Source organism: Micromonospora sp. NPDC047074 (assembly GCF_040643815.1).
Classification (GTDB): Bacteria; Actinomycetota; Actinomycetes; order Mycobacteriales; family Micromonosporaceae; genus Micromonospora.
Window position 1 is genome coordinate 624,631 of record NZ_JBEYVB010000002.1, and the last position, 26,188, is coordinate 650,818.

The window sequence follows — 26,188 nt, forward strand, 5'->3', positions numbered from 1 at the left end:
GAGGCTTCCTTCTAGGTCAGGAGGTGAAGGCCGCGAGCCGGTCACGGGAGAGATTGACCAGCCAGGAGGACTGCCGGGCCATGCCCTCATGCAGGCCGACGGTGGGCCAGTAGCCGAGCAGTCGGCCGGCAAGGGTCAGGTCCGCGGACGTGGCGGGAACGTCACCGGGCTGTGCGTCGGCCACCTGAACCGGAATGTGGCGTCCGGTAACCGTGGACGCCTCCTGGATGGCGCCGCGCATGGACACGCTCGCGCCACCGCCGACATTCACAACAGCGGAGCGTGTATCGATGTGAGCGGCGGCGATCGTCGCGGAGACCACGTCGGTGATGTAGGTGAACTCCCGCCGTTGGCTGCCGTCGCCGAACAGCGTGACCGGCAGGCCGGTATAGGCCGCGAACAGCAGCCGGCCGATGGCCATGTCGGGTCGCTGCCGTGGGCCGTACACGGTGTAGTAGCGCAGCGCCACGACGCTGAGTCGGCTGTCGGGGCGACGGGCGTAGGCCAAGCACAGTTGCTCGGCGGCGAGCTTGCTCACTCCGTACGGCGAGACCGGGCTGGTCGGGTCGGTCTCGCGGCTGGGTCGCTCCGCCGGGCCGTAGACGCTGGACGACGAGGCGTAGACCAACCGCCGTACGCCGGAGCGGGCGCAGGCGTCGAGCAGCCGGTGGGTACCGAGCACGTTGGACTGGGCGTAGTCGTGGAACTCTGTGCCCCAGGAGGGCCGGACCCCTGGCCGGGCGGCCAGGTGAAACACGATGTCGCAGCCTTCGAGAGTGTCATCAAGCCGGTCGGTGGCGAGATCACGGCAGAGCGGTGTGAACAGCGGATTGCCGGCTGCGGCCGATAGGTTTTCGTCCGCGAGGGCGTCCTGGCCGAGGCGGCGGCGGTCCAGGCCGACCACCTGTATGCCTCGGGCCAGAAGTGCGTCGACGACGTGCGAGCCGATGAAGCCGGCCGCGCCGGTCACCACCACCCGCGCCGTCACCGGCGGCCACCGGTAACAGCTGGTTGCGACAGCATGCGCTGCCACACGAAGGTGAGCAGGAGGGGCTCGGTCTGGGAGACCTTGGCCCGGCCGGTCGCCGGTATCCGGGGCTGCACCGTCGGACCGGGCCCGTCCATGGAGGCGTGCCGCGAGACGTACACGGTCATGGCTTCACCGTCCGACGAGTTGCGGTTGATTCCCGCTGGTCGGTCCAGTCGTGGCGGGCCCGCCGAAGCGCCGACGGGCCCACCGTGGTGAGGCGGCGGCTAGGAGCACCCCGCCGGTCACCCGTCCGCGCAGCCCCGATGGCAGCACGCGGGCGGGGAATCACCCTCACGACTGCACCTCCGGCCGCCGCTAGAACAAGCGGCGCCTGCTTGTTGATCGTCTTGTCCGACTTCTTCACCGTGAATCCCCTGGTGTCGATGACATTGGGTTGGTGAGCTGGAGCCGCCCAGCAGCGTCCGTCGATGCTCGTCAACAGCGAACCGTCCAGCGAGACCGATGGGTACCGTCCACGACCCGTCCGCTCGCAACCAGGTAGTGACGGCCCGTAGCGGAGATGGCTAACGTGACCGTCGTCAACAGAGGACGTACGGAGGTGCTGGCATGGCCGGACGGCGCTACCCCGCCAATCGGCGGCTAGCGTGGGAGAGGCTCCAGCGGGGCTGGTCCTACGAGGAGGTCGCCGAGCGCATCCGCACGGAGATGAGCCATGCCGGGGAGACCGATACCGGGCTCAACGCCAACACTGTGCGGCGGTGGGAGACCGGTGAGCGGTGGCCTGACCCGCGCTACCGCAAGCACCTCGTAGCCATCTTCGACAAGCCGGCCAGCCAGCTCGGTCTTCTCACCCCCGACGAGCTGGCGATGCGCCCGCAGGCGGAGACACTGCACGAGTTCAGGAGGTTGTGGGAAATGATCACCGGAGGCGACGACATTGGCTGGGACCGGGCAACTGTTCTGCGCGCGTTGTTCGGCGCCAGCATGCTTCCCCTGGTGGCACCCCTGCTGTCACTCGATCCGCAGGCCGCGTACGCCCAAGCCAAGGCCATAGATCCAGACGCGTACGCCGAGATCGTGCGGTGCCAGCGCACGCTGTACTGGACCAGCCCCGCCCGGCCGCTCTACGAGGCCGCGTACGCCCACACCCAGCTCGGTAGCGGACTCGTCCGTGCGGCCACCGGCACCAGCCGGGCGACCCTCGCCAGCGCTCTCGCCGAATCGGCGGTGCTCACCGCACGACTGGCGTTCTTCGATCTCAACCAGCCCGCCGTCGCGCAGCGCTGCTATGACGTCGCCCTCGCCGCCACCCGTGAGGCCGGAGACCACGCCCTGGCCGCCGCCGTCCTCGGCCACATGGCCTTCATCCCCGCCTTCGGACGCGATCCGGCCGCAGCCCGGTCACTGATCGACGCGGCGCTCCAGCACACCTGGCACGGCGTCAGCCCCGCCGTCCGCTCCTGGCTGCACTGCGTGGCCTCGGAAGTGGAAGCCCGCGCGGGTGCGGGAGCGGCGAGCCGCCACCAGATCGATCTCGCTGCCACCGCGCTCGAAGCGCGTCCCGAAGCGCCCGCATGGTTCGACTACTACGACACGGGCCGGCTGCACTGCTTTGCCGGCTACGCGGTCCTCGCCGCTGGCGACCATGCCGAGGCCGCGCGCCACCTGACCGAATCCCTCGCTGGCTTGACCGCGACAGGCGCCAAGCAGCGCAGCGTCGTTCTCGCCGACCTTGCCTTGGCGCACGGCAGCGACGGCGACCACGCCGCCGACTACCTCAACCAGGCCCTGGACGCTTTGCACACCGACTGGTACGGCACCGGACTGGAGCGGGTCAGAGCGGTCCGTCAGGTACTCGGCGACAGCCGGGCAGGCGGCCAACTCGACGAACGTATCGCCGCCCTGGCGACCAGCCGGGCGGCTCTTCCGGGGAGTTAAGCTGCCGACGCATTGTGCCTGCGTACCAGCTCGGGCAGCTCCGCCAGCGAGTCGAGCTGGAAGAGGCAGCGGTCGCTGACGGTCTTGTCGTCGAGGATGTGCCCCCATGGGCCGCGCCTCACCAGGGCCGTCGCGAGCCCGGCGGCCTGTGCCGGTCGGATGTCGTTGTCCAGCCGGTCCCCGACGTAGAGGACCTGGTCGGCGGGGCAGCCGGCTTCGGCGACGACGCGGTCGAAGAACGCGGCCGAAGGTTTCTCGACGTTCCAGCCGTCCGAGGTGCCGATCACGTCGACCGGCAGGTCCAGGGCGCGAAGGATGGTCTCGGCTCGGGCGGTCTGGTTGCCGGCCAGGCCGACCTGCATGCCCAAATCCCGTAGGGCCGCCAGGCAGGGCCGGGCGTCCGGGTAGAGGTTCTCCTCGGAGAAGTGTTCCGGCTGTCCGGCGTCGGTCCGGCGTTGCCGCTCCTTGGCCAGGTCGAAGCCGGGCTGGAACACCTGAAACGTCTCGCGGTAGTCCAGGCCGCGGCCGATGACGGCGCCGAAGACGGCCGAAAAGGTGTGCCGTGGGACGCCGAGCCAGTCGGCCCAGGTGCCGTACTCCCGGGACTCGTCGACGATCGTCTCACCTACGTCGAAGAACACGCTCGAGATCATCCTGGGATTGTGCCTCTCGGGCTCAGGCGGATCAACGTCGTGCCGCGGTGCGGCACGGGCGTGCGATTGCCATCCGACGCGAGGTCGTCGGCCGCCTCGTCGCATCGCGGAGCCAGGATGATCCGGCCGAGATCCATCTGTAGGACGTGATGACAGACCTCCCAACCACTGGCGTCGCAGGATCGCCCTGGCACTGATCGGACGATCTCTGATCTGTCAGAACCTCAGCTGGCTGAGGCTGACGGCGTCGGCGAGCATGAGGGCTTGTGTCCGTCATCACAAGGCGCTACGGAGAATGGTCTGCTTTCGGTCGAGGGCGTCCATATCGGCCGGCTCTCCGGTAGGTGTGTTCGACCGGGACGGTCGGGTCGTGGGGACGCTGGGAACCGTTATGGCAGGTAGCGGGCCGGCGAGGACGGTCCGGCACGGTGCCTTCTCGAGGGCGTGCCGAGGCGGTCGATCGTCGGGGTTGACTTGCTTGACAGCGTCGGTCTGGTCGAGAGGTACTGGAGAAACGTTCCCCTTGCGGCGAGCTTGTTCGCCGGGCCGACTGGTCGATGAATGGGCGCCCGTTAGGGCCCTTCCTCGTCGTTGTGGCCTGGTGCGCCGGTCCGGTCGTTGGGGTGCCGACCGAGTGACAGGAGGACCGCCATGAAGGATCTTCTCCCGGCGGGTTGAGCCGACGCCGGTCCGGCCGCAGCACGGTGTGCTGCGTGACCGGAGGGAGTGTCCCTGTCCGAAACGGTGCTCGGGCGGTTGCCGGAAGCGGATGTGAGCCCGCCGGTTCGCGTCCCCGTCGCTGTTCATCTTCGTGTCCACGATCGTGCCTGTCACGGTCGTGGCGATGACTGCTGCTCTGACCCGTCTTGGGCCCCTTCCATGCGCTGCACGGAATGTTCGTTGACACCTCAACAGCGATTAACAGCGCGACTTCCCTCGCGCGGTCCACCCTGCCGGACGAACCCGCGACCCGGCAGGCGACCATCGCCGGCCGACTTCGCTCCGGTGCGAACGCGATGCACATGGCGTCCGCGTTTTGCCACGAGCGCCGTGGTCCACGGCGCCGTTCAGATCTTTGCCAAGGAGTACCCGACGTGTTGTTCCACGACTTCCGCATCGCCTCGGGATTCGGCCCGGCGGCGGTGACAGTTTCCGGCTTGGCCCCCGTTCGAGGGTCGGGCTTGGCGTCAGCGTTGACGTCAGTCTTCAGCCGGACCCCCGAACCGACCCCCTGTTTCCTCTCACACCGCAGGTCAGCCCGGCTGTCAGCGCCGTTGGCTTGTCCTGCGACAGACCCTGCCTGGTCTCGGGTCTCTCCCCCCGGGGCTGGCATTACCTACGCGGGAAGGAGGTGGTAGCCGGTGGATGATCCGGTCCTTCGGGTGCAGTCCCAGTTGACCGGTCGTGACCGTGTGCTGCTGGGCTGGTTGTACGACCACGGCGTGTTGACGTCGTTCCAGCTCGCGACCGCCTTGTTCCCGTCGTTGGACTTCTGCCAGCGGCGGCTGCGGACCCTGTACCGGTTGCGGTTGGTGGCCCGGTTCCGGCCGCAGCGGGCCGATGGCGGCTCGTATCCGTACCACTACGTCATCGACCAGCTCGGCGCCGAGGTAGTCGCCGCGAGTCGGGACGAGCGTCCACCGCGGCGGGACCACGCCCGGGTGGAGCGGCGGCGCTGGACCTCGACCCGCAGCCTCGCCCACCGCCTTGGGGTGAACGGGTTCTTCACTGACCTGGCCGGGCACGCCCGTACTCATCCGGGTACCGGCTTGGTGGAGTGGTTGCCGGAGGCGGTGTGCCAGCGCGCCGGGACGTTCACCAGCCGGCAGGATCCGGGGCTGGTGCGGGCGTATCAGCCGCGGGTCCGCCCGGACGGCTACGGCCGGTGGGTCGAGAACGGTGTCGAGGTGCCGTTCTTCATCGAGTACGACACCGGCGCCGAGCAGTTGTCGATCCTGGCCGGCAAGGTGGACGGCTATCAGGAGCTGTTCGGCACGATCGAGCGGGCGTGGCCGGTGCTGTTCTGGCTGCACTCGGCCGCCCGCGAGCGCAACCTACGCCGCGTGCTGGCCGACGTGCCGCTGGCGGTGCCGGTCGCCACCGGGGCCCGCGACCACGCCGCGACGACGGGCCTCGGCCCGGCAGAGGCGGTGTGGGCCATGGCCGGCCGGGAAGGGCAGCGGCTGCGGCTGGCCGACCTGGCCAGGTACGCCGTTGACGTCTCCAGCCGGGCGGGTGAGGCCGCGTGACCGGCGACGGCACGACAGCGGGGGACAGTACCTCCGCGGCGGATCGGACAGCAACGGCCGGCGTCTGCCACGGATCTGTCGTGAGCAGCGCGGTCGGCGCTGACAGATTCCTGGGAGCACCAGTCGTTTGCTCCCGCAGCGGCGGACCACTTCTCGCTCCGGCGTCCGCGTCGGGCGGTCCGCGACCGGTGTCCGGCACCCGTCTCGACTGTTGTCCGAAGCCGGGTCGGTCCGCCATCCGGTCCCGCCTCCTGCGACTGACGGACGAACCGGAACCCCTGTCCGGGGTCGGGGAGGTGATGGGCCACGACAGCACCGATCCCTGACGCGGACACCAGTCCGCGCGGCAGTCGCGTCGAGGGCGCCGTCCAGGTCGTCATCATGCTGGCCATCGGCGGCGCAGCCGGAGCGGCCAGCTTCACCCACGTCCACAACGTAGCCGCCGCGCACGGCCAACCCGGCTGGCTGGCCTGGGCCGACGCGATCGTCCTGGAACTGATGTCCATCGCCTCCGGCCTGGAACTCCGACGACGCAAACGCGCCCACACCCCCACCGTCTTCCCCGCCACCGTGCTGGCCTGCGCCGTCACCCTGTCCCTCGCGGCGCAGGTCGTCGAGGCCGAACCCTCGATCATCGGCTGGGTCGCCGCCGCCGTACCCGCGCTCGGATTCCTCGTCATGGTCAAGATCGCCCTCGGACGGACCAGCACCGCCACGCCCGCCAACACCGCCTGGACGGTTGGGGACGGCCGACGGGATGAGGCCGGGCGGACCGTTCCGGACAGCGGACTGGACGAGGCGACCCAGTCCGCTGTCACGGCGGGGGAGCGGCGGTCCCGGACCCGGACCGTCCGCATACCGGATGCTCGTCGCCGACACGGCGGACGGAACCGGCAGCGAGCGGACCGGGGACGGTCCGCGCAGCCGTCCGGCGACGTGGCCGAGCTGCTGCCCGCAGCGCGCAAGGTCCGGGACCGGCTCTCCGCGGACGGGCAGGCACTGACCCGGGCGGCACTCGCCGAAGCCCTCCGCGCAGCCGGTCACACCGTGTCCAACACCCGAGTATCCGAACTCCTCAAAACCCTCAAGGTCGAGTCGTCGGCACCACCTGAGCTGATCGCGAGCCCGGCCGTGCCGACCAACCCGACGCCACCGCCTCTGTCACCGGAGCGGCGCAACGGTGGCGGAGCAGCCACCCCTACGCCGGTCGACCCCGACGGGAGCACCCCCCTCCTACCGCACAGCCATCCATCTCATAACCAGGAGAACCCTGATCATGAACAGCCCCACGAATCACGCTGACCAGACAACCCGCACCACGACCGACAACACCACCGCGCCCGGCATCGGGGAGGTGTGGACGATCGAGCGCATCCGTGCGCTCGGCGTGACCACCACCCTCGCCACCACCGCCTCGGTGCTCGGGATCAGCCGGTCCCAGGCGTACCGGCTCGCCGCCGCCAACCAGTTCCCCATACCGCTGATCCGGGCCGGCAGCCGCATCATCGTCCCGGTCGCCGGCCTCCTTCAGCTCCTGCTGGTCGAGGACCCCGCTTCGACCGACGACCAGCAACGACTTGAAGCCGACGCGAAGGTGAGCGTGGATGTGATGACCCCGCCACCAGCGGATTCCACCCGACACCGCCGGCGGCACCATACGAAGCATCCAGGAGACGATGAGTGAAGGGATCCACCTTCAAACGCTGCGGCTGCCGCGACAGCGTCACGGGCCGGCGACTGGGACGCTCCTGTCCCCAGCTACGCCGGCCCGGCGGCGGCTGGTCCCGCACTCACGGCCACTGGCACTGGCAGATCGAAATCCCCGCCCGCGCCGACGGCACCCGCCGCCCACTGCGCCATGGCCCCTACGCCACCCAGGCCGATGCGGACGCCGTCCTGGACCGCATCCGGGCTGCGCTCGCCGTCCCCGATCCCACCGACCCGCACACCACCGTCAAAGACCGGCGACCTGATCGAAACCGCCGTCAAGACCGGCGCGCCCGTTCCCACTCCGGACCAGGTCCGGCGGGCGCTGCACCTGGACATCACCCCGACCGAGTTGCCCACGATGGAGGCGTACCTGACCGACTGGCTCGCCGGGCGCAAAAACATCAAGGCAGGCACTTTGCGCTCCTACGAAGGGCACATCCGGCTGTACCTGATCCCGCACCTCGGCCACCTGCGCATCGACCGGCTCCGCCCCAGCCACATCGACGCCATGTACGACGCCATCGCCGACCGCAACACCACCATCGCCGCCCTGCGCGCCAGCCGCGACCCCGCCAAACGCGACCAGGTGAAGAATCAGCGGATCGTCGGGCCGAGGACCTTGCACGTCATCCACGCCACCCTGCGCAAGGCCCTCAACGACGCGATGCGCCGCCACCGCTACATCGACACCAACCCCGCCCTCATGGTCGAACTACCCACAGCCCGACCACCCAAGCCCACCGTCTGGACCGACCAACGCGTCAAAACCTGGCGCGACACCGGCAAGACCCCCAGCCCCGTCATGATCTGGACCCCCGAACACACCGGCAGATTCCTCGACCACACCCACGACGCCGGCGACCGGCTCTACGCCCTCTACCACCTCATCACCTTCACCGGACTGCGCCGAGGCGAAGCCTGTGGCCTGCACTGGGACGACCTCGACCTCGACGCCCACACCCTCACCGTCCGCTGGCAACTCGTCCAATACGGCTGGGCCACCGCCATCGACACCCCCAAAACCACCGACAGCGAGGCCGCGGTCGCTCTCGACACCGAGACCGTCGCGGTACTGCGCGCCCACCGCACTCGGCAAAACCGCGAACGTCTCGCCGCCGGTGCCGCCTGGACGAGGACCGGACTGGTCTTCACCACCCCGGCCGGCGGGCGGCTACACCCCGCCGACGTCACCGATCACTTCCACCACCTCGCCGCTCAAGCCGGACTGCCACCCATCCGACTCCACGACCTCCGGCACGGCGCCGCAACCATGGGCCTCGCCGCCGGAGTCCAGATGAAAGTCATCTCCAACCGGCTCCGCCACTCCAGCCCACACTTCACCGCCAAGTTCTATGGCGACGTTCTACCCGAGCTCTCCCACGCCGCCGCCGAAGCAACCGCATCGGTCGTCCCACGACGCCGTGCCGCGACAAAGGCGACGTAATCCGCAGGCTGTCTGGCCGTTATTGGCTGCGCTGACCGCAGCTAGTCAGTCGCTGAGGCGGCGGAGTCTCGCAATGAAGCCGTCGATCTCGGTGAGCTCCTGAGCTTGGTGGCCTCGGTATTGCCGCACCGCGTCACGGAGAACGATCGCGGCGGCGTACGCCTGAGGGAACCGTTCGGCCCCGGCCTCCAAGCGCATGATCCGGGCGAGCGCGTCGAGATGCCGATCGATAGCTTCCTGGTCATGCGCTTCTGGCTCGTGCCGTACATACGCGCCGAAAGCCGCAAGGGCCGCCGTGGACTCGCCGAGTTCCATGCGGCACTGCGCGGCGTAGTACCGGCATTCCTGGATCAACGTGTCGTCCGCGCCGTTCCGATCGCCCAGAGCCGCGCCAACCCGCTCGAAGAGGGTAGCGGCGCTACGGAACGACCCGCCCAGGTAGTACACGTGGGCAAGCGAGAGGCTCAAGTCCTGGGCTGCGGTATCGTCCGCCGCCCGCGCTAAGGCATCCCTGAGCAGGTCTGCCGCCTGCGCGAACTGACCCGCCTCTGTGAGATTCGCGGCGCGGTCAACTGCTTCATCGCATTGATCATCGGTCAACGAACTGCTCTCGGCATGAGGCTGAGCAGGGGCGACGGTGTCTCCTGCGGCGTGGTGTGCCCACCCGCCGAAGGGTCGGGTGAACGGCCGGCAGGGATCCAGGTCTCGGCCATCTGAGGCCAGGAGCGGCAGAGTGCCCGCCGGGGTGCCCTTGAGCGCGTACGGGAGCAGCGTCTCATAGACGGCCGCCGCTGCGAGCCGCTGCTCGGACTCCTTCGCCAACATGCTAAGCAGCATTCGCTCGATCTCTTTGGGCACCTCGGGGCGCAGCGCCCTGACAGGCGGCGGCTCACTGTGCACATGATGCCAGAGATAGGAGCGGTCGTCCGAAGCGGTGAAGGGCGTGCGTCCAGTGAACAGCTCGTAAAGCACGCATGCGAGGGCGTAGATGTCTGCAGCCGGGCCAACCGTGTTGGCGAGGCTCTGCTCCGGTGAGATGTATGCGGGGGTGCCGACCGTCATGCCCTCCTGCGTGAGGTGAGGGTTCGTCCCCGCGCCGAGGAGGGCGGCTACACCGAAGTCGAGGACCTTGACTACCCCTCCAGGGGTGAGCATCAGGTTCGCCGGCTTGATGTCGCGGTGCACGATGTCCCGGCGATGGACCTCGTCCAGCACAGAGGCGATCTGCGCGCCGATGGCTGCCACCCACACGAGTGGTAGCGGATCATAGTCGTAATCTGTGTCCGAGATCAGGGTTGAGATTTCACGCCCTTTCAGGAGTTGCATGACGATGTACAGCTGACCAGTCAGGTCATCGACGCCCGTGTCGTAGACGGCTGGGATCCCAGGGTGGTCGTGGAGATCGGCGGTGGTACGGACCTCACGCAGGAAGCGCTGGCGCCTCGTTTCCAGCGCCTCTTCCAGTCCCACCCGCCCAGCCGGGTACTGGAAGGACGACCGCTCGCCGCGCATCAACTTGACCGCGACGCGCCGGTTCAGCCGCTCATCGTAGGCCTGCCAAACATCGCTCATGCCGCCGGAGCCGATCGGTTCCCTGAATCGGTAGCGGCTGGCAAGCACCCTCACCGGCCCCGCGCCGTCCTGTACCGACGTTACGACCCCCATCGGTTTTCCTCTCGCGGCGAGCGATGCACTGATCGATTGTGAGGCCTACGGCATCGCCGGGTCTATAGGCCGGTGGACGCCGCTCTTCAGTTGGGCAGCGCGCTCGGCGGTCGCCCGCTGGTCGGCCGCCCGCCGGGCCGGGCGGCGGATGAGGTTGTATGACTGAGCCGTTGCCACCTTTCTGAACAGGCGATTGACATTTTCGTCGTCGAAGTAGCGGACCAACAAGGCGTCATTGGACTGCGCCTGCTTGATGACGAAGCCGTCCATGTCCTTGGCGAGCTCGCGGCCGTAGGTGTCCGAGTCTTGGGCCAAGGCCAGCTTTTGCATGTCCGGGTCCTCGGCGATGGTCACGACGAGCTGGCCGAGTAGGATCTGGTCCGCGGTGGTTAGCCCAGACCCGTGCTCCTCATTCAGCTCGTCAATGATTTCCATGAGAGGCCGCTCCTCGACCTCCGGCGGGGCACCCGCTGCCTCCGGCACCAGTCCAGGCAGAATCTGAGCCCCGACCGCCTCCAGTTTCAGCTCTGGGGTGCCCGTCTGCTGCACCCGCATGTGGCTGGGCACAGTCTCCCCTATGTCGGCAGCGGCTGTCCCAATACGGCGGGGCAGCCGCCTCAGCAGGAAACGCCCGTACTGGAAGAGCCGTTCGAGCTCCTTGCTGTCGAAGCCGATGACATGCGACAGCCAGCCGTATGCCTTGACATACGACTCCAGCGCTCGTCGGAACTCCTCAGCCTTGTCCGGCTCCTGGGCAACCAGCGCATTGAAGCGGTCCACGGCCGGGGCGGTGTAGTGGTACAGCTTGGCGTGTGCCTTCCTGACCTGCTCCTCGCTGGCCCGGCCACCGTCGAGAGCCTCGAAGTACGCCTTGACGAGGGCGTCCATCTCGGACTCGACGAGCAGCTGGTAGGCCATCACCTCGTCCTGCCGGTCGAAGAGCAGGTTGGGATCGGTCAGCTCGGTCAGCGACGCCTCGTAGTACTTCTGGAAGGCGTCTAGGATCACTTCAGGCTTGTTGGCGAAGTCCAGGACAAACAGGTCCTCCTGGGACTTGAGGGGATGAGTGCGGTTCAGCCTGGACAGTGTCTGTACGGCGGCAACGCCGGCCAAGGGCTTATCGACATACATTGTTGTTAGTAGCGGCTGGTCGAAGCCGGTCTGGTACTTTTCGGCCACGACCAGGATGCGGTACTCCGGCTTGGGCACGGTCGGGGCGTTCGGGTCGTCTGCGCGTACGTAGTCGAAGCGGCCCGGCAGCTCTTTCTCCGGGAAGCCATTGAGCTTGGACTCGGTGTACTCGATGCCGTCGACCTTGACTACATCTGAGAAGGCCACGAGAGTGCCGCAGTCGGTCAGACTTCGCTCCTCGACGTGGCTGCGGATGGCCTGGTAGAGACGTACGGCGTGCTCGCGGCTGGGAGTGACCACCATGGCCTTGGCCCGTCCGCCGAGCTTGGCCGCGGTGTGAGATCGGAAGTGGTCCACGATGATCTTCGCTCGCGAGGCCATCGAGGCGTCTGATAGCAGGGCGGCGCGCACCAGCTTGGCACGGGTTTTGCGCGGGTCCACCTGCCGTTCGGCCTCCTCGGCTGCCGCCTGCTGCAACTTGAAGTAGGTGGTGTAGGTGGCGTACGTGCCCAGGACGTCGAGGATAAAGCCCTCCTCGATGGCCTGGCGCATCGAGTACACATGGAACGGCCCGTACTCGTCGCTGTCTGGAACCGGGACGCCGAAGAGCTGGAGCGTCTTGGGCTTGGGTGTGGCGGTGAACGCGAAGAACGACATGTTCGGCTGCTGGCCGCGCGCCAGCGCCTCAGCGGTCAGCGGGTCGCCGTTCTCGTCGATAGTATTTGCGCCGAGGGCCTTCTTCAGCGCCCCTGAGCCGTCCCCGCCCTGCGAGGAGTGCGCCTCATCGATGATCACGGCATAGCGCTGGGTACCGAGCCCGCCGACCTTCTTCAGGATGTACGGAAACTTCTGCAGTGTTGTGATCACGATCCGAGCCGTTGACCCGGTGAGCGCCTCGGCGAGCTGAGTAGAGTCCTCGTCGATCCGCTGCACCACGCCCGGGGTGTGGGTGAACTGGTAGATGGTGTCCTGAAGCTGCTTGTCCAAGACGCGACGGTCAGTGATGACGATGACCTTGTCGAACACCGGCTCATTGGTAGCCAGCCCCTTGGCACGGGCGACCTCGCCTAGATGCGCCGGATCCTCGGGAGTGTGCAGGGAGGACAGTCCGTGCGCCAGCCAGGCGATGGTGTTGGACTTGCCGGAACCTGCTGAATGCTGGACCAGATAGTTTTCCCCGGCGCCGTGCTGAGCCGCGTGTGCGGTGAGCTGCCGCACAGCGTGCCACTGATGGAATCGGGGGAAGATCAGCGGCTGGGTGTGCGCGCTGCCCGGACGGTACGACGGAGCCTTTCCGGCCTTCGCCTGTGCGTCTTCGATATGCAGGAACCGTTCCAGCAACTCCAGCCAGTTGTCCCGCGCCCAGACCTGATCCCACAGGTACGACACCTGGTACGTCTCGTCGGTCCCGGCGCGGCTGGGGTTTCCTGCGCCGCCAATCTGGCCAGGCCCGCCGGAACCCATGTTGAACGGCAGGAAGCGGGTCTTCGTCCCTGTGAGCCTGGTGGTGAGGAACGCCAGTGTCGGGTCGATGGCGAAGTGCACCAGGGTTCGTTTGGCGAAGAACAGCTCCTTTGGGTCGCGGTCGGTGCGGTACTGGCGGATTGCGTCCTCGGCGGTCTGCGGGTGCGCAGTGGTGTGGTTCTTTAGCTCGGCGGATGCTAGCGGTAGGCCGTTCAGGAAGAAGGCCAGGTCGACGGACTTGGCCGGTGTCTTCGCGGAGTAGTGGAACTGCCGTACGACGGTGAGCCTGTTGGCGTTGTAGTTGTCGAGCGCGCCCACCGCGAGGGTGTGTGCCGGCCGGAAGTATGCCAGCTTGAACTTGACCCGTTGGTCGACGACGCCGTGGCGAAGCACATCGAGAACGCCGCGAGAGTCGATCTGCTGGGCGATCCGCTTCGCAAACCGCTGGATCGAGAGCTTCTCGCCAGCACCGTACTCCGCTTGAAGCCTCAGCCAGGCGTCGTTCTGTGCAGCGCCTAGGAAAACAGCGAGCTCGGAAGTGTCGATACCAAGCTCGTGGTTATAGGTGGTGGCCAGCCCTCGCTCCCAGCCACGTGCGAGGAGGCCGTCCTCGACGGCAATCTCAAAGGCCGCCTCGTCGTCAACGCGGCGCGGACGCAGGGTCAGGGTCACGGCGGGTTGCCTCCTTCGAAGCTGCGGGCAGGAGTTCTACGAACTTAAGGAGTTAGGCGGTCGTTGTACGGCGGCGCTCACATCGACCTGTCCGGTGACGGCCGCAGTGATGAGCGCCTGGCGGCGTTCATCAAGAAGCTCTCCCCGATTCCGCAACAGTGCTGATTGCCTCTGCCAGCGTTGCTCCTCTGCATGCAAGTTCTCCACAATGAGTCTTTGATGCTCTTCGTTCGGAATGGGTATCCTGAGTTGCCTGATGAGTTCCTGGCTGAGATTCGGCTGTCCTGCACCGACTGCTAGCGTGATGATGCCGTCTTTATGTCCCCGGAACCAATAGTGGGCAAATTCAACTGAGATTTCTCCGATGGGGATAAGTGCACAGCATGCCTGGTTCAGGCAGGCGTCAATGCCAAGGATGCCAACTCGACCTTTCGTGGCGCCTTGCCCGTAGAGGGCAACGATAAGTGATCCGGTCGGGTAAATATTCAGTGCGGAGAAATCGGCGAGCGCTTCCTCGGTGACGCTCTTCTCTGTGTGCGAGACGAGCCCATCGTTAAGATCTGCACTGTTTACCCATGAGTGCGGGCCGTTGAAGTAATTTTCGTTGCTCGACGTAGGTGTGGTTCCACTTCCAGTGCAAAACTCGTGACTGATCTTGCCTAGGCGCCACTCATGGTTCATTCTCGGCATCCAGACAACTCCGGTAGGAATGCTAGGGCCGATGCCAACTGTGGTCTCTTGGCGCACCAATTCCTTAAACCGCTCAGCCATAAGTGCGACCTGGCGAGCCGTCGCCTCGCGCATCCTGTCGATGCGGGTGGTCTCGGTGTCAAGGAAGTCGGCGATCCGACGCTGCTCTTCTAGCGGTGGTAGTGGAACTGGGGCATTGCCCAAACGGTCTCTGCTGAGCTCGATCTGGTTGGTTGCGCCAACAACGAGCGCCGCACTGGCATAATCCTTAAATGCTTTTGAAGCCAACCAATAGAAGGCGAACCGAGGATGCAGCTTTTTATCCGTCGCTCTGGCGACTGTGATGTGGCCGTCAGCCACGCAAGGAGAATCGTCTGGCGCACCGATGAAGTAGCCGACGCGGCCCAATGTGCCAGTGCCTGTGGAGTTGATGAGTACGTCATTGGGGAGCAAATATCCCTTGAGGTGCCTCGGGTCACCGTCGAACTCGTGGAATCGAGTCCGGTTCCAGTTCAGACCAGCCGCCTGATTTGCGGCCTGACCGATAACACGCACCTGACCGTCATCGACATACGTCGGCGCTGCCCCCCGGTTGAGCAGTGAAGTAACGTGTTTAAGGGGAGCGGACGACCATGATTTCGGAAGGGAAACACCGAGAACTGAACTCACTGCGTCACCCCACCCAGCAACGCTTGGATCTCGTCCTCAAGTGACTTTAGTTCCGCATCGATCTCCGCCAGGGGGCGCGGTGGCTCGTACACATAGAAGTGCCGCGTGAAAGGAATCTCGTAGCCAACCTTGTAGCGTTCGGTCGTCTTGCTCTTAGGGTCTTTGAGCTCGGCGATCCACGCGTCACTGACGTGCGGCTTCACCTCCGCCTCAAGGTATTCGTCGATGTCCTGCGCCAGCGGGACGTTCTCCGCGTCGCGCAGTTCAGGGTCGTGCTCAAGCTGCTTGCCCTTTGCGTACTGCACCTCGCCCTTGGGGTCGCGTACGCCGACCGCGTCTCGCAGCGCCTTCTGGAAGGAAGCCGCGGAGGGCCAGAGCAAGCCGGCGGTGTTGACGGCCTTGTGCAGGGCGTCCCACGCCTCCGCTTTCGTCCGCCACACCTGGCCGAGCAGCGGTTTGAGTGCGTCCGCAAACTCCCGCTGTCGCCTAACCAGTTCCGTCGGATCGGTCGTCTTCTCGCCGAGGACCTTCCCGAGGGCGGCTGAGTCGGCCAGCTGAGCCAGTGTGTCCTCGGTGACCTCGAAGCGGAGCTTGAGGGGACGGTCGACGGTAATGCGCTTGTAGCCGTACTCCTCGTTGCGGAGGATCTTAATTTTGGCGTGATCGGGGTGGTTCTCGTCCGCTGCGATCTGTTCGGCGTCTCGGTACATAGCGCAGACGTGGCGGATTTGCTCCTCGGAGATCTCTTTGCGCTTCTCGCCGAGTGATTTCCGGCGCTTGACCCACTCGCCCCGTGCGTCGAGGAGAATGACCTTGCCCTTACGCTGCTTGGGCTTGCGGTTAGAGAGGATCCAAAAGTACGTCGAGATGCCGGTGTTGTAGAAGAGTTGGTCCGGCAAGCCGACGATGGCCTCAAGGTAGTCCTGCTCCAGGATCCAGCGCCTGATTTCGGACTCTCCGGAGCCCGCGCCACCGGTGAACAGTGGGGAGCCGTTAAAAACGATTGCGATACGCGAGCCGCCGGTCAACTCGCCCTCCTCGGTCCTCGACAGCGGCTTCATTTTGCGAAGCATGTGTTGGAGGAAGAGGAATGATCCGTCATTGATGCGGGGCAGTCCGGCCCCGAACCGGCCGGCGTAGCCCTTCTCTTCGTGCTCGTCCCGCACCGCCTTCTCGGACTTCTTCCACTCGACTCCGAAGGGTGGGTTGGCCAGCATGTAGGTGAACTGCCTGTCTTCGAACCAGTCGCGGGTGAAGGAGTTGCCGAAGCGGATATTGTCGGCCGCGTGTCCCTTAAGGAGCATGTCCGAGCGGCAGATGGCGTACGACTCTGCGTTGACCTCCTGCCCGTAAAGGTTGACCCTCGTGTCCGAGTTCAGGTCTTTGATGTGTTCCTCAGCCGTAGCGAGCATGCCGCCCGTGCCACAGGCCGGATCGAGGATGTCGATGACCTGACCGGGGCGAACGAATACCTCATCGTCGGGCCCCAGTAGAAGTTCGACCATGAGCTTGACGACCTCGCGCGGGGTGAAGTGCTCGCCGGCGGTTTCGTTCGAGGCGTCCGCGAATTTGCGAATAAGCTCCTCGAAGACGTAGCCCATGTCCGGGTTTTTGACACGTTTCGGGCTGAGGTCGATTTCTGAGAACTTCTGCACCACCTGGTACAGCAGACCGGCGTCGTTCAGGCGGTCGATCTGGATGTGGAAGTCGTAGCGGTCGATGATCTCGGTAGCCTCCGGGGAGAAGCCCCGGATGTAGTCCTTGAGGTTGGTATAGACGTTCTTGTCATCGCTGCCGATGGACTTGAAGTCCTGTTTCGAGACGTTGTAAAAGGGCAGGCCGGCCGTGGCCCGGAGCAGTGCGTGCGGGCGCTCCCCCGTGTACGACTCGGCGCGGTCGCGGACCGCTTGGCGAGTTCCCCTCTCCTCCAGCACGCAGTCGAGCCGGCGTAGCACTGTGAGCGGCAGGATGACCTTGGCGTACTCGGATCGCTTGTAGTCCCCACGCAATAGGTCGGCCACCGACCAGATGAAGTCGGCCAGTTCCTGGTTGGTGTCGCTCACTTGCCACCTTCTTGTGTCACATCAGGCGCGAGAGCGCCGTTGGTCAGTCCGTCGTAGGCCAGCCGGGCAGCCCGGTCGACCATCTCGGCAACTTCTTTGATCCTTCGCTCGAGCTCGCCCAGCTCGCGGAAGACCCTTCCGTACAGGCGCTGCTGTTCGATATCCATCTGCGGCAGTTGACCGCCACGCAGGTCAGCTCGGTGCGTGCCAGTACCAGAGGTGTTGCGGCGAGTGTTGCTGGCGCTACGGAGGAATCCGCGCAGATAGTACGTGTCGAGCTGGTCGCTGGTGGAGATAGCCTCGCCGTCCTCCATGCCTACCAGCCCTGCCTGGACGAGGTCACTGACCTCGACGACGCTCAGCTCGTCCATCGTCCCCACGCCGGGGCCGGGGGGCAGGGCCGGGAGCAGAGCGGCAAGTTCGCGCAACTGCTGTTCGAGTGTCCGGCGCAAGTCTGCGTACTCGGCGGGGTAGTCGGGATGATCGGCGGTGACGTACGCGGTGGGGCTGAGGTCGACGTCATCGCGGAGCAGGTGGATCAGGGGAACGTCGGCGACTTGATCCGGAGCCGGGTCAAGGGGGCCATCGGGGTCATTGGCCGTGAGGTCAACCATGCGTACGAAGCAAACTTCGTCGCCTGACATGGCAGGGCGGCGGAGTTCCCACAGCAGTAGCGGCAGGTTGTGGCTGGTCGCGAGGCCAGCGGGGAGAGCGGTAACCGAGACGAGGAGGCCTCGGCGTACGAGTTCGGTGCGGATCCGGCGACCGCTCTTGCGGTAGGCGGCGGATGATGGCAGCGCGATAAGCGTGCGGCCTCCGGCCGCGGTGTGGAAGTAGCAGTGCTGGAGCCAAGCGAGGTCGCTCTCTGCGCGCGATGGGACGCCAAGTTCCCAGCGCGGGTCGAGCAACAGATCCTCGCGTCCCCAGTCGGGTTGGCCTAATGGTGGGTCACAGACGACCAGTTCGGCCTTCAGGTCTGAGACGCGGTCGTCGCGGAGTGAGTCCCCGGCCTCCAATCGGGCTGGGGGCCCGTCGGCGAAGCCGGTGCGCAGCCGGGCTAGGCGGAGTAGAGCGGGTTGGGTGTCTTGGCCGGCGAGCAGGGTCGTACGCGGGCCCGCCACTGCAAGCAGGAGGGAGCCAATACCGCAGGCGGGGTCGTACGCCTGGCCGTTTGCCGTGCCCGCGAAGTGGGAGAAAGCACGGACGAGTCGGGCCGAGGAGACGGCCTGAGCGCCGCTTCGGCCCACGGATGCGATGTACCGACTGATCAGGTCCTCGAAGAGCTGTGGCGCGGTTCGCTCATCCACGAGCCGGTCGACAACGTTGGACAGCTCCTCCGGCAGCACCCCGGACTCGGGCTCGCCTTCGTTCAGCTTGGAGCCGATGCGGGCGAGCGCCGCGGTCATGTCGTCGCCGTGAGCGGAGCGCAGGGACTGCCAGAGGGCGACTTCGGGTGAGGCACCGCGCCCTTTGCGCTGGCCCGTGAGCCACTTCTCCACCTCCGAAAGCGAGAACAGCGGGCCTGCCGCCGTTCCGCCCTGGGGCGTGGGGAAATCATCGTGGCGCCGTCGCCAGTTTGCGACGGCAGCCCTGGTTACACCCGCGAGTCGTGCGATCTGCGCGGCCGTGACCAGGGGCGCTGAAGCGGTGTCCCCGTCAGACATGGGAGCGAGAGTACACGGCCGCAATCGTTACGTAAAGCTGTGAACCTGTTGACAGTGCTAACGCTCTGATGTCACTCTTTAGTCGTCGCGGCGAGTGCTCGCTCCACGTGATGACCGCTGCGCCATTGGTTGTATCCCGTATGCCGTTTCCTGCCGCAAGTCGCCCGTGTGACCGCGGCCCCCATCGGCGGCACCTAGCGGGCCGCAACCTGACTTTGCTCCCCCTGCATGAGCCGCTCCACCCCATCGAAGATGCCGATGCTTCGGCGAAAGGTGACAGCCGTGGCCCGCAGCAAGAAGCCCCCCACCACCCACAAGGCATCCCTATACCGCATCAGGACCCCGGAGGGTCATGACCTTGATCTGCGCACCATCGTTGCCGAGCACTACCTGACCCGCGACGGATTCAAGGCCGCCCCTTTCGACCACGACGGTCTCCAGGGCCTCCTGGTCACGGGCACCATCGCCCGTGGCCGAACCAACTGGTGCGAGGTCGCCGAGTCACTCACAGGCCTCGCCGTTCACGAGGAGAATCGCACGGCTGCTGGACTGTTGCTGGTCCGCACTCGGCGATTCGTCTACGCCCTTACGTACGGCATGGGCCATCTCATGATCGAATCGGCCCGGTTGGACTCCGGCTTCGGCCTGGAGTTCGCCATCCGCTGCCTTGACGAGAACAGCATCACTCTGGTCCGTCACCACCTCATGGATGCCCGCGGTCGCACCGACGAGAACATTGCGACGCGCGGCGAGCACATCCGTGGCTTCGGCATCGAACGGTTCGGTGACATCGTCAGCAAGATCACCGGGACTGTCTCCGACATCCCCCTCACCTATGCCCAGGACGGCAGCCGTTCTGCTCGAATCACCGGAAGTGACAACTCCATCAAGCTTCCTCTCGCCCGCACCCCTGCGGAGCTCATGAGCGACCTCTACGCCATCGAGAACGTCTGTGACCAGCCCGAGCCGCTCCCCGGATTCGACCTCGTGGCCCGCGTCCGTTCTCTCAAGGGCAGAGGCAAGACCGAACTCGTGCGACGCCTCGATCTCAAGCTCGACGAGATGTTGGCCAACTCGGACACGCCACGCATGGCCCTGAGCGCGCCGAGCGAATGCCTCGACCGCTTCGGTTTCGCCGACGCCTTCACCATCTCCAAGGGAGCGACCACGGAAGCCGTCGAAGAGCTCGAACTGGACCACCTCCTGGCCTTCGTGCGCGACCTGCCTGCCGGAAGCCGCCTGCAGACGCTCAAGGACATGCGTGTGCAGATGTTCAGTGACCAGGCCGCCGAGGAGACGATCAGCCGCAAGGTCGCGGCGCACCGCTGGCTGACGGCGGAAGTCGTGGAAGCTCCTGCCCACTACTTCTACTGGCAAGGTGTCTGGTACGAGGTGGGAGAGGAATACCTCAACGCCTTGGAGGACGGCATCCAGGAACTCCTCGACCGCCCCACCGGGATCATCCTGCCGCCGTGGCCCAAGGGCGAGAATGAGGGCTGGTACAACGAGCAGGCTGCGAAGCAGCCCGGATATGCGCTGCTCGACAAGAAGACCGTTCGGACCAAGAAGTTCAGGGGTGGCGGGTTGGAGATCTGTGATCTCGTCGGCCCCGAGGGCCAGCTCATCCACGTCAAGAAGGCTGACACGAGCACCGCCGACCTCAACCACCTCTTCGCTCAGGGCCGAGTCTCCGTCGAGGCGCTCCGGTACGACGCGCAGGTACGCGAAAAGTTCCTCGCCCGTCTCGCCGAGACTAGGTCGCAAGGCTCGATCATGGATGCGCTCAGGGCACCTACCGTTGTCTTCGCGATCCTCCTCAAGGGCGGGAAGCCCATCACCGTCGACTCCCTCTTCGCTTTCGCCCAGGTCTCGCTCCTCCAGGCGGCTACCGCGCTCCAGGGCATGGGTGCCACGGTCGAAGTCGTCGCGATCAGACGCTAACCCCAATATCGGAATCACATACGGGTGCTCCGTGGGTGCTCGGTCGCCGTGGACAGGGTCTGCGTCGGATGGATCGTGCGGTACGTCCGGCCGGTAGGACCAGCCGAAACCTGCCGGTGCGTGGACCGATGGGACGCCCAGGGACTGCGAAGCATGGAGCAACGCCGGCTCTTAATCCGCGGGTTCGGGGTTCGAGTCCCTGGCGGCGCACCAGCAATAAAGGCTCTGGCCTGGTGGTTTCCACCCGGCCGGAGCCTTTTTCGTGTCTACGGCGATGGCTGGGTGCTCGTCGGATGCTCGGGAGCCTCCGCCCCCTCCTCCTCCCCGCGCGCGGCGACAACTGCGGAGCCTTGATGATCAGCGATATGCGGCCGCCTGCAGGCTGAAGAACTCGGCGTACATCCCGTTCAGCGCCAGAAGCTCGTCGTGGCTGCCGGACTCTGCGATCCGCCCGTCCGACACGACCAGGATCAAGTCAGCCATCCGGACGGTCGAGAACCGGTGTGACACGAAGACCGTGACGCCTCCGGTACGGATCCCCACGTCACGCGCCGCGTCGGAGTACCGATCGAACAGGGCATGCTCGGTCAGCGGGTCCAAGGCGGCGGCGGGCTCGTCGAGCAACAGCAGCAGCGGATCGTCGCGCATCATGGACCGGCTCAACGCGATGCGCTGCCACTGCCCGCCCGACAGTTCAGCGCCGTTGTCGTAGGCCTTGCCCAGGTAGGTCTCCAGGCCGTTCGGCAGCCGGTCGATCACCTCCTGCGCGTCTGCTCGCCGGACCGCCCGCTCCACCACGCCTGGTTCGTCGAGTCGAGGCAGGTCACCGAGGCCGACGCTGCTTCTGGCCCGCAGCTCCAGCCGGATGTAGTCCTGGAAGCTGGCGGAGATCCGTTGGCGCCATCCCAGCGGGTCGAGCCGCCGCAGGTCGGCGCCATCTATGGTGATCTCGCCCGCGGTCGGCCGGTAGAACTGGCAGAGCAGCTTGACCAGGGTGGACTTGCCGGCACCGTTGTCGCCGACGATGGCCACGATCGTGCCGGAAGGGATGCGCAGGCTGAGGCCTTGCAGCACGTCGGTATCGGTGCCGGGGTAGCGGAACGTGACGTCACGCAGCTCGATGCCGTCGGTGAGTACGGCGGGCGGTGTCTGGACAGCCGGCGGGCCGGGTTCCGGCGGCGTGGCATCACGGATCCAGCTCAGCCAGCCGAAGGCGCGGGCGTTGCGTTGCAGCGCCTGGGCGAGCGCGACGGCGCCGGCGGCTTGCGCGTTGGTTTGCACGGCCAGCGTGATGGCGAGGACAACGTCGCCGACGGTGCGCTCGCCGCTGATAGCGGCGCGGACGACCAGGACGATGGATCCGATGTACCCGAGCGCAAAGATCAACTGGCCGGTGAACCGCAGGGCCGCGCCGGCACATTCAGCCCGGCGCAATCGGCTGTCCACCTCGCGGCGGACCACCCCATGGCGGCGGCGGAGCTCTCCGCCGAGCCCGAAGAGCCGAATCTCCTTGGCAGCGATCGAGCTGAGGGCCAGATCGAACAGGTGCCAGCTCATGCGGGTGGACTCGGCGGTCAGGAGTTCGGCACGTTCCAGCCGCTTCTCGGCCAGCCGCCCGGCGATCAGCGGGGGGACACCGAAGACCGGCAGCAGGAGCAGCCACGGCTCGATGCGGGCGAGCAGCACAGCGGTCAGGGTGATCTGGGTGAGTAGCACCCCGATCGTCAGGACGGTCTGCACGCTCTGGCTCAGCGTCCACGACTGTTGTCGGAGCAGTTCGAAGCGATCTGCGGCGTCCCGCCGTTCGTGCAGCGCCAGCCCGACCGGCCCGTGCGCCAGGTCGCCGAGCTGACGTTCGGTATCCTGCTTGTGCAGATCACCGAGCTCGAAGAAGAAGATGTGGGCGAAGTGCTCCATCGTCAAGCTGAGCAGGACACTCACGGCGGCGGCGGCCGCTGTCCAGACCGCGACATCGGTCCGCCGGTCGAGGGCCGCGTCGACTGCCACCCCCAGAAAGAGCGCCAACAGGGGGCCACTCACGGCGCCGAGCATCATCAACAGGGCGGCGGTGATCAGCCTTCCCGGGCTGAGCCGCCACGCCGAGGCCAGCGTCGCGCCGACACTGCGCAGCATTCTATTCACTGCCTTCTCCCTCTTCCTCGGTGAACCGCGCAGCCTGAAGCCGAAACAGCTCCGCGTAGCGACCGTCGAGGGCGAGCAGCTCTTCGTGGGTGCCTTCCTCGACGACGCGACCGTGTTCCAGCACGACGATCCGGTCGGCACGGCGCACCGTGGAGAACCGGTGCGAGATGACCACGCTGGTGACTCCCCGTGTCAGGTCGAGAAACCGCTCGAAGAACGCCACCTCCGACCGCACGTCCAGGTTGGCGGTCGGCTCGTCGAGGACGAGAATGCTGGCGCCACCCTCGACGGCGACGAGAGCGCGGGCGATCGCGATGCGCTGCCACTGCCCGCCGGACAGCTCGGCGCCGCCGGCGTACCGCCGCGACAGTGGAGTCTCCAGGCCGCGGGGAAGATGATTGACGAATTCCGCCGCGCCGGCCTTCTCCAGGGCAGCCCGGACCACCTTGTCGGCACGCTCCGGCTCCGTGAGCATCTCGATCGCGCCGAAGGCGACGTTGTCGCGTACTGGCAGCTCGAAGTGGGTGAAGTCCTGGAAGATCGCCGCAACCCGGCGCTGCCACGCCGTGGCCGGGAAAGTCCGGATGTCGACGCCGTCAGCGGTGATCGCCCCGGCCGTCGGTTCGTAGAGCCGGGCCAACAGTTTCACGAGGGTGGTCTTGCCTGCGCCGTTGAGGCCGACGATCGCCAGCGACCGGCCCGCCTCGATGGTGAGGTCAAGGTCGTTCAGCACCGGTGGCCCGCCCGGGTAGGCGAAGGACACCTTGTCGAATCTCAGCACCGTCCTGGGCAGCCCAGCCGGATCGCCCCTGCCGCTCTCGGTGGCGCGGGCGTCGGCTTCGCTCATCCTCTCGATCCGCTCCACCGACCGGTAGGCATTGAGGCCCTGCTCGGTCGCCACATCGGACTCGGCGATGAACCCGCCGATCCTCATGGCGGCCAGGGACGCCTGGAATACGAGTATCAACCCGCCCAAGCCGAGCAGTCCGGCTGCCGTTGCTTGGGCCGCTCCCGTCAGCAGCGCGCCCAGCAGCACGAAAGCGACAAGAACATAGAGAATGTACGGGCCGTGGAACAGCCGACGCCGGGCCCGCCAGACCGGGAGCACGGCGTCCATGGCGGCCGACGTGTACTCCTGCTGCAACCAAGGTAGAAGGCCGAAGACCCGCAACTCCTTCGCCGCCGCGGGCTGGAGCAGCATGGTGCGGAGATATTCGCTGCGGCGCCGCAGCCGGGCGGTGCTCCGAAAGACCTCCGTGAACACCGACAGGCCGAGCCGGTAGCCGAAGCGGATCGTCAGGGCCGCGACGAGCAGAGCTGGCCCGGCCCACCACACGAAGGCGACCGACGTGATCCCAGCGGCGAGCACGGTCTGTAGGTACCGCGAGATCAGCGCGATCTGACCGGCGCCCGCGGCACCCGGCGACCACATTTCGGTCCGCAGCCGGTCCTTCGCGTCGGCGACGTGATCGAGCAGCTCTGGATTCTCCATGACGGCCACGCCGCCGCTTGCTTGGGAGGCCGCCATCAGCCGGTCACGGACGAGGTCGTCGAGGCGACGGCGGATCAGGTTGCCGAGCAGTTCCTGTACCGGCAGCAGCAGCTGCACTCCGAAGAACGCGGCCGCCGCGATGATCAAGTTGGTTCGAAGATCGCTCCAGGCCACCGACCCGAGCCCGCCGGATACCGCGTCGGGCACTCGGGCGACCACGGCTGAAGTGGCGAGGATGAACGCGACCGGCAGGATCCCCGCGGCGATCTGGATCATCACGGCGGACGAAACCAGCGGCCAGCCGGCATTGGGCACCAGGTGCAGGATTCTCATTCGCCCGTCAAGGCGCGACCTGTGGCCTTGAACAAGTTCCGCCCACACAGTTCTCTCGTGCATCGTCACCACCAGGCGCCTTCCGTGCGGCTGTGAACCCTATCGGCGCATGGCAAAGCCCTGCACGTGTCGTGCCGACCGAGGCCGGCAACATCGACGACTTCGGTTAGCGCATGCGACTTCATCAATTTCGTGACGTAGGGAGGTTTAGGCATAGACGTTCAGCGAAGCGTGTCGGAACCGTCCCCAGCTCTGCCTACGCGACAGGAGCAGGGAAATCGTCCTCAACCTGAACACGTGACCCAGTAAAGGCTGCGGGGGTCGACCTTGCGCACATCTCGAACTGCTCGTAGGTATCGGTCCAGTTGGCGCCGACCGCAGGGTTGAAGATCGGCGCAAGCATGGCCTGCAGGATCACCTCGGGAGCTTCCTTGTGCAGCGCGATGAACAGGCTCAAGTTCTTTAGCCAGCCCTCGTAGACAGGCTTGTTGGGGCTCAGAGGCGGCCCTTGATGGTAGGCGAAGCTTTCTTCGTCGAAGACGATCTGCGTGCCGGAGCGCCCCAGCCTGTACCCCAACTCGGAATCCTCCAGGCCCCATCCCCGAAATTCCTCGTTGAACCCGCCGACGCGCTTGTAGTCGACGCTCGGAACAGAGACGTTGCAGGTGAAGAACAGGTGCCACGATGTCTTCAGATCACCACCGAGATCGCTCAGGCGACCCAGCAGGTCCAGTCTGATGTCGCCCTTGATCAACCCGCCTAGGAATTCCTCGGCGCCGTCTTCCATGAAGCGATCGTCGAACGCTTCCGGAGCCCGCAGGTATTTTCTGAAGCCGATGACAGCCTTTTTCTCGGGCATGACCCGGTAGTGGCGGAGATGCCGATCGGCAAATGTGGGCGGAACCAGTTGATCGCCATCGACAAAAATCAGGATGTCGCCCGTCGCCTCTTCCGCACCGCGATTTCTCGCGGCACTTCTCGACGACGTCGCGGAACGAGGCAGATGCAGGTAGCGGAACCGGGAGTCGGCTGTCATGTGATACTGCACCGTCTCTGCTGTCGGGTCGGTCGATCCGTCATCGACGATGAGCACTTCGAGGGAATCGGAGACAGCCAGCTTCTGTGCGCGGAGCGTGCGAAGGCATCTGTCCAGCAACGCGGACGAGTTGAATGTCGGCACAACGACGGATGCCTTCATCGACGGTCTCCATTCCAGATCAAAAGCCGGAATTCCCAACGTGGAAGCCGAGCATCAAGTTGCTAGAAGTTCGATGTCG

16 protein-coding genes and 1 pseudogene are annotated in these 26,188 nt (G+C 66.1%); 6 read left to right on the forward strand and 11 right to left on the reverse strand.

All coding sequences use genetic code 11. The annotated features are described in order from the left end of the window. Nucleotides 1–16: 16 nt before the first annotated feature. Nucleotides 17–988: an NAD-dependent epimerase/dehydratase family protein gene (locus tag ABZ809_RS06590; protein ID WP_357561376.1), complete on the reverse strand. Its 972-nt coding sequence runs from the start codon at nucleotides 986–988 to the stop codon at nucleotides 17–19. Continuing rightward, a complete protein-coding gene (amcA, locus tag ABZ809_RS06595; protein ID WP_357561377.1) occupies nucleotides 985–1,155 on the reverse strand; it encodes a multiple cyclophane-containing RiPP AmcA in 171 nt (56 codons plus the stop codon). The genes ABZ809_RS06590 and amcA overlap by 4 nt, the downstream gene beginning before the upstream one ends. A 442-nt stretch (nucleotides 1,156–1,597) precedes the next feature. On the opposite strand from amcA, the gene ABZ809_RS06600 reads away from it, so the two are divergent. After that, nucleotides 1,598–2,929, forward strand: coding sequence for an XRE family transcriptional regulator (locus ABZ809_RS06600; protein ID WP_357561378.1), 1,332 nt, complete (start codon nucleotides 1,598–1,600; stop codon nucleotides 2,927–2,929). On the opposite strand, the gene ABZ809_RS06605 is transcribed toward ABZ809_RS06600, so the two are convergent. After that, nucleotides 2,926–3,582 carry an HAD family hydrolase gene (locus ABZ809_RS06605; RefSeq protein WP_357561379.1) on the reverse strand — a complete coding sequence of 219 codons (657 nt, stop codon included), beginning with the start codon at nucleotides 3,580–3,582 and terminating at the stop codon, nucleotides 2,926–2,928. The genes ABZ809_RS06600 and ABZ809_RS06605 overlap by 4 nt on opposite strands. Nucleotides 3,583–4,943: 1,361 nt before the next feature. Here ABZ809_RS06605 and ABZ809_RS06610 point away from each other — a divergent pair. The 4 genes and pseudogenes from ABZ809_RS06610 (at nucleotide 4,944) to ABZ809_RS06625 (ending at nucleotide 8,985) form a co-directional block, all read left to right on the forward strand. Beyond that, nucleotides 4,944–5,831: a replication-relaxation family protein gene (locus tag ABZ809_RS06610; protein WP_357561380.1), complete on the forward strand. Its 888-nt coding sequence runs from the start codon at nucleotides 4,944–4,946 to the stop codon at nucleotides 5,829–5,831. Nucleotides 5,832–6,212: 381 nt separating this feature from the next. Beyond that, entirely contained in the window at nucleotides 6,213–7,133 is a 921-nt protein-coding gene (locus ABZ809_RS06615; protein WP_357561382.1) for a DUF2637 domain-containing protein, read from the forward strand. Beyond that, nucleotides 7,108–7,515, forward strand: a complete 408-nt coding sequence (locus ABZ809_RS06620; protein WP_357561383.1) for a hypothetical protein — start codon at nucleotides 7,108–7,110, stop codon at nucleotides 7,513–7,515. Before ABZ809_RS06615 ends, ABZ809_RS06620 begins: the two co-directional genes overlap by 26 nt. Next, nucleotides 7,512–8,985: pseudogene (locus tag ABZ809_RS06625) on the forward strand (tyrosine-type recombinase/integrase). The gene ABZ809_RS06620 and the pseudogene ABZ809_RS06625 overlap by 4 nt, the downstream one beginning before the upstream one ends. 45 nt (nucleotides 8,986–9,030) lie before the next feature. Here ABZ809_RS06625 and ABZ809_RS06630 read toward each other — a convergent pair. Genes ABZ809_RS06630 through ABZ809_RS06650 form a run of 5 tightly spaced genes read right to left on the reverse strand, consistent with a single transcriptional unit; the run spans nucleotide 9,031 to nucleotide 19,003 of the window. After that, nucleotides 9,031–10,650: a serine/threonine-protein kinase gene (locus ABZ809_RS06630; RefSeq protein WP_357561384.1), complete on the reverse strand. Its 1,620-nt coding sequence runs from the start codon at nucleotides 10,648–10,650 to the stop codon at nucleotides 9,031–9,033. A gap of 45 nt (nucleotides 10,651–10,695) precedes the next feature. Then, nucleotides 10,696–13,917, reverse strand: coding sequence for a type I restriction endonuclease (locus ABZ809_RS06635; RefSeq protein WP_357561386.1), 3,222 nt, complete (start codon nucleotides 13,915–13,917; stop codon nucleotides 10,696–10,698). Between the two features lie 36 nt (nucleotides 13,918–13,953). Next, nucleotides 13,954–15,276 carry a restriction endonuclease subunit S gene (locus ABZ809_RS06640; RefSeq protein WP_357561387.1) on the reverse strand — a complete coding sequence of 441 codons (1,323 nt, stop codon included), beginning with the start codon at nucleotides 15,274–15,276 and terminating at the stop codon, nucleotides 13,954–13,956. Next, the gene (locus ABZ809_RS06645) at nucleotides 15,273–17,339 is read right to left on the reverse strand and encodes a class I SAM-dependent DNA methyltransferase (protein ID WP_357561388.1); all 2,067 of its coding nucleotides are present in this window, start codon (nucleotides 17,337–17,339) and stop codon (nucleotides 15,273–15,275) included. The genes ABZ809_RS06640 and ABZ809_RS06645 overlap by 4 nt, the downstream gene beginning before the upstream one ends. Beyond that, on the reverse strand, nucleotides 17,336–19,003 hold the full coding sequence (locus ABZ809_RS06650) for an N-6 DNA methylase (RefSeq protein ID WP_357561389.1): 1,668 nt from the start codon (nucleotides 19,001–19,003) through the stop codon (nucleotides 17,336–17,338). Before ABZ809_RS06650 ends, ABZ809_RS06645 begins: the two co-directional genes overlap by 4 nt. 282 nt (nucleotides 19,004–19,285) lie before the next feature. On the opposite strand from ABZ809_RS06650, the gene ABZ809_RS06655 reads away from it, so the two are divergent. Continuing rightward, on the forward strand, nucleotides 19,286–20,944 hold the full coding sequence (locus ABZ809_RS06655) for a DUF6119 family protein (RefSeq protein ID WP_357561390.1): 1,659 nt from the start codon (nucleotides 19,286–19,288) through the stop codon (nucleotides 20,942–20,944). Nucleotides 20,945–21,301: 357 nt separating this feature from the next. Here the strand turns inward: ABZ809_RS06655 and ABZ809_RS06660 are convergent, their stop codons facing one another. The 3 genes from ABZ809_RS06660 to ABZ809_RS06670 all read right to left on the reverse strand — a co-directional run bounded on the left by ABZ809_RS06660 (nucleotide 21,302) and on the right by ABZ809_RS06670 (nucleotide 26,109). After that, nucleotides 21,302–23,077, reverse strand: coding sequence for an ABC transporter ATP-binding protein (locus ABZ809_RS06660; protein WP_357561471.1), 1,776 nt, complete (start codon nucleotides 23,075–23,077; stop codon nucleotides 21,302–21,304). Nucleotide 23,078: 1 nt separating this feature from the next. Then, on the reverse strand, nucleotides 23,079–24,911 hold the full coding sequence (locus ABZ809_RS06665; protein ID WP_357561391.1) for an ABC transporter ATP-binding protein: 1,833 nt from the start codon (nucleotides 24,909–24,911) through the stop codon (nucleotides 23,079–23,081). A gap of 256 nt (nucleotides 24,912–25,167) precedes the next feature. Next, complete coding sequence (locus ABZ809_RS06670; protein WP_357561392.1) at nucleotides 25,168–26,109, reverse strand: glycosyltransferase; 942 nt, start codon at nucleotides 26,107–26,109, stop codon at nucleotides 25,168–25,170. Nucleotides 26,110–26,188: the final 79 nt, after the last annotated feature.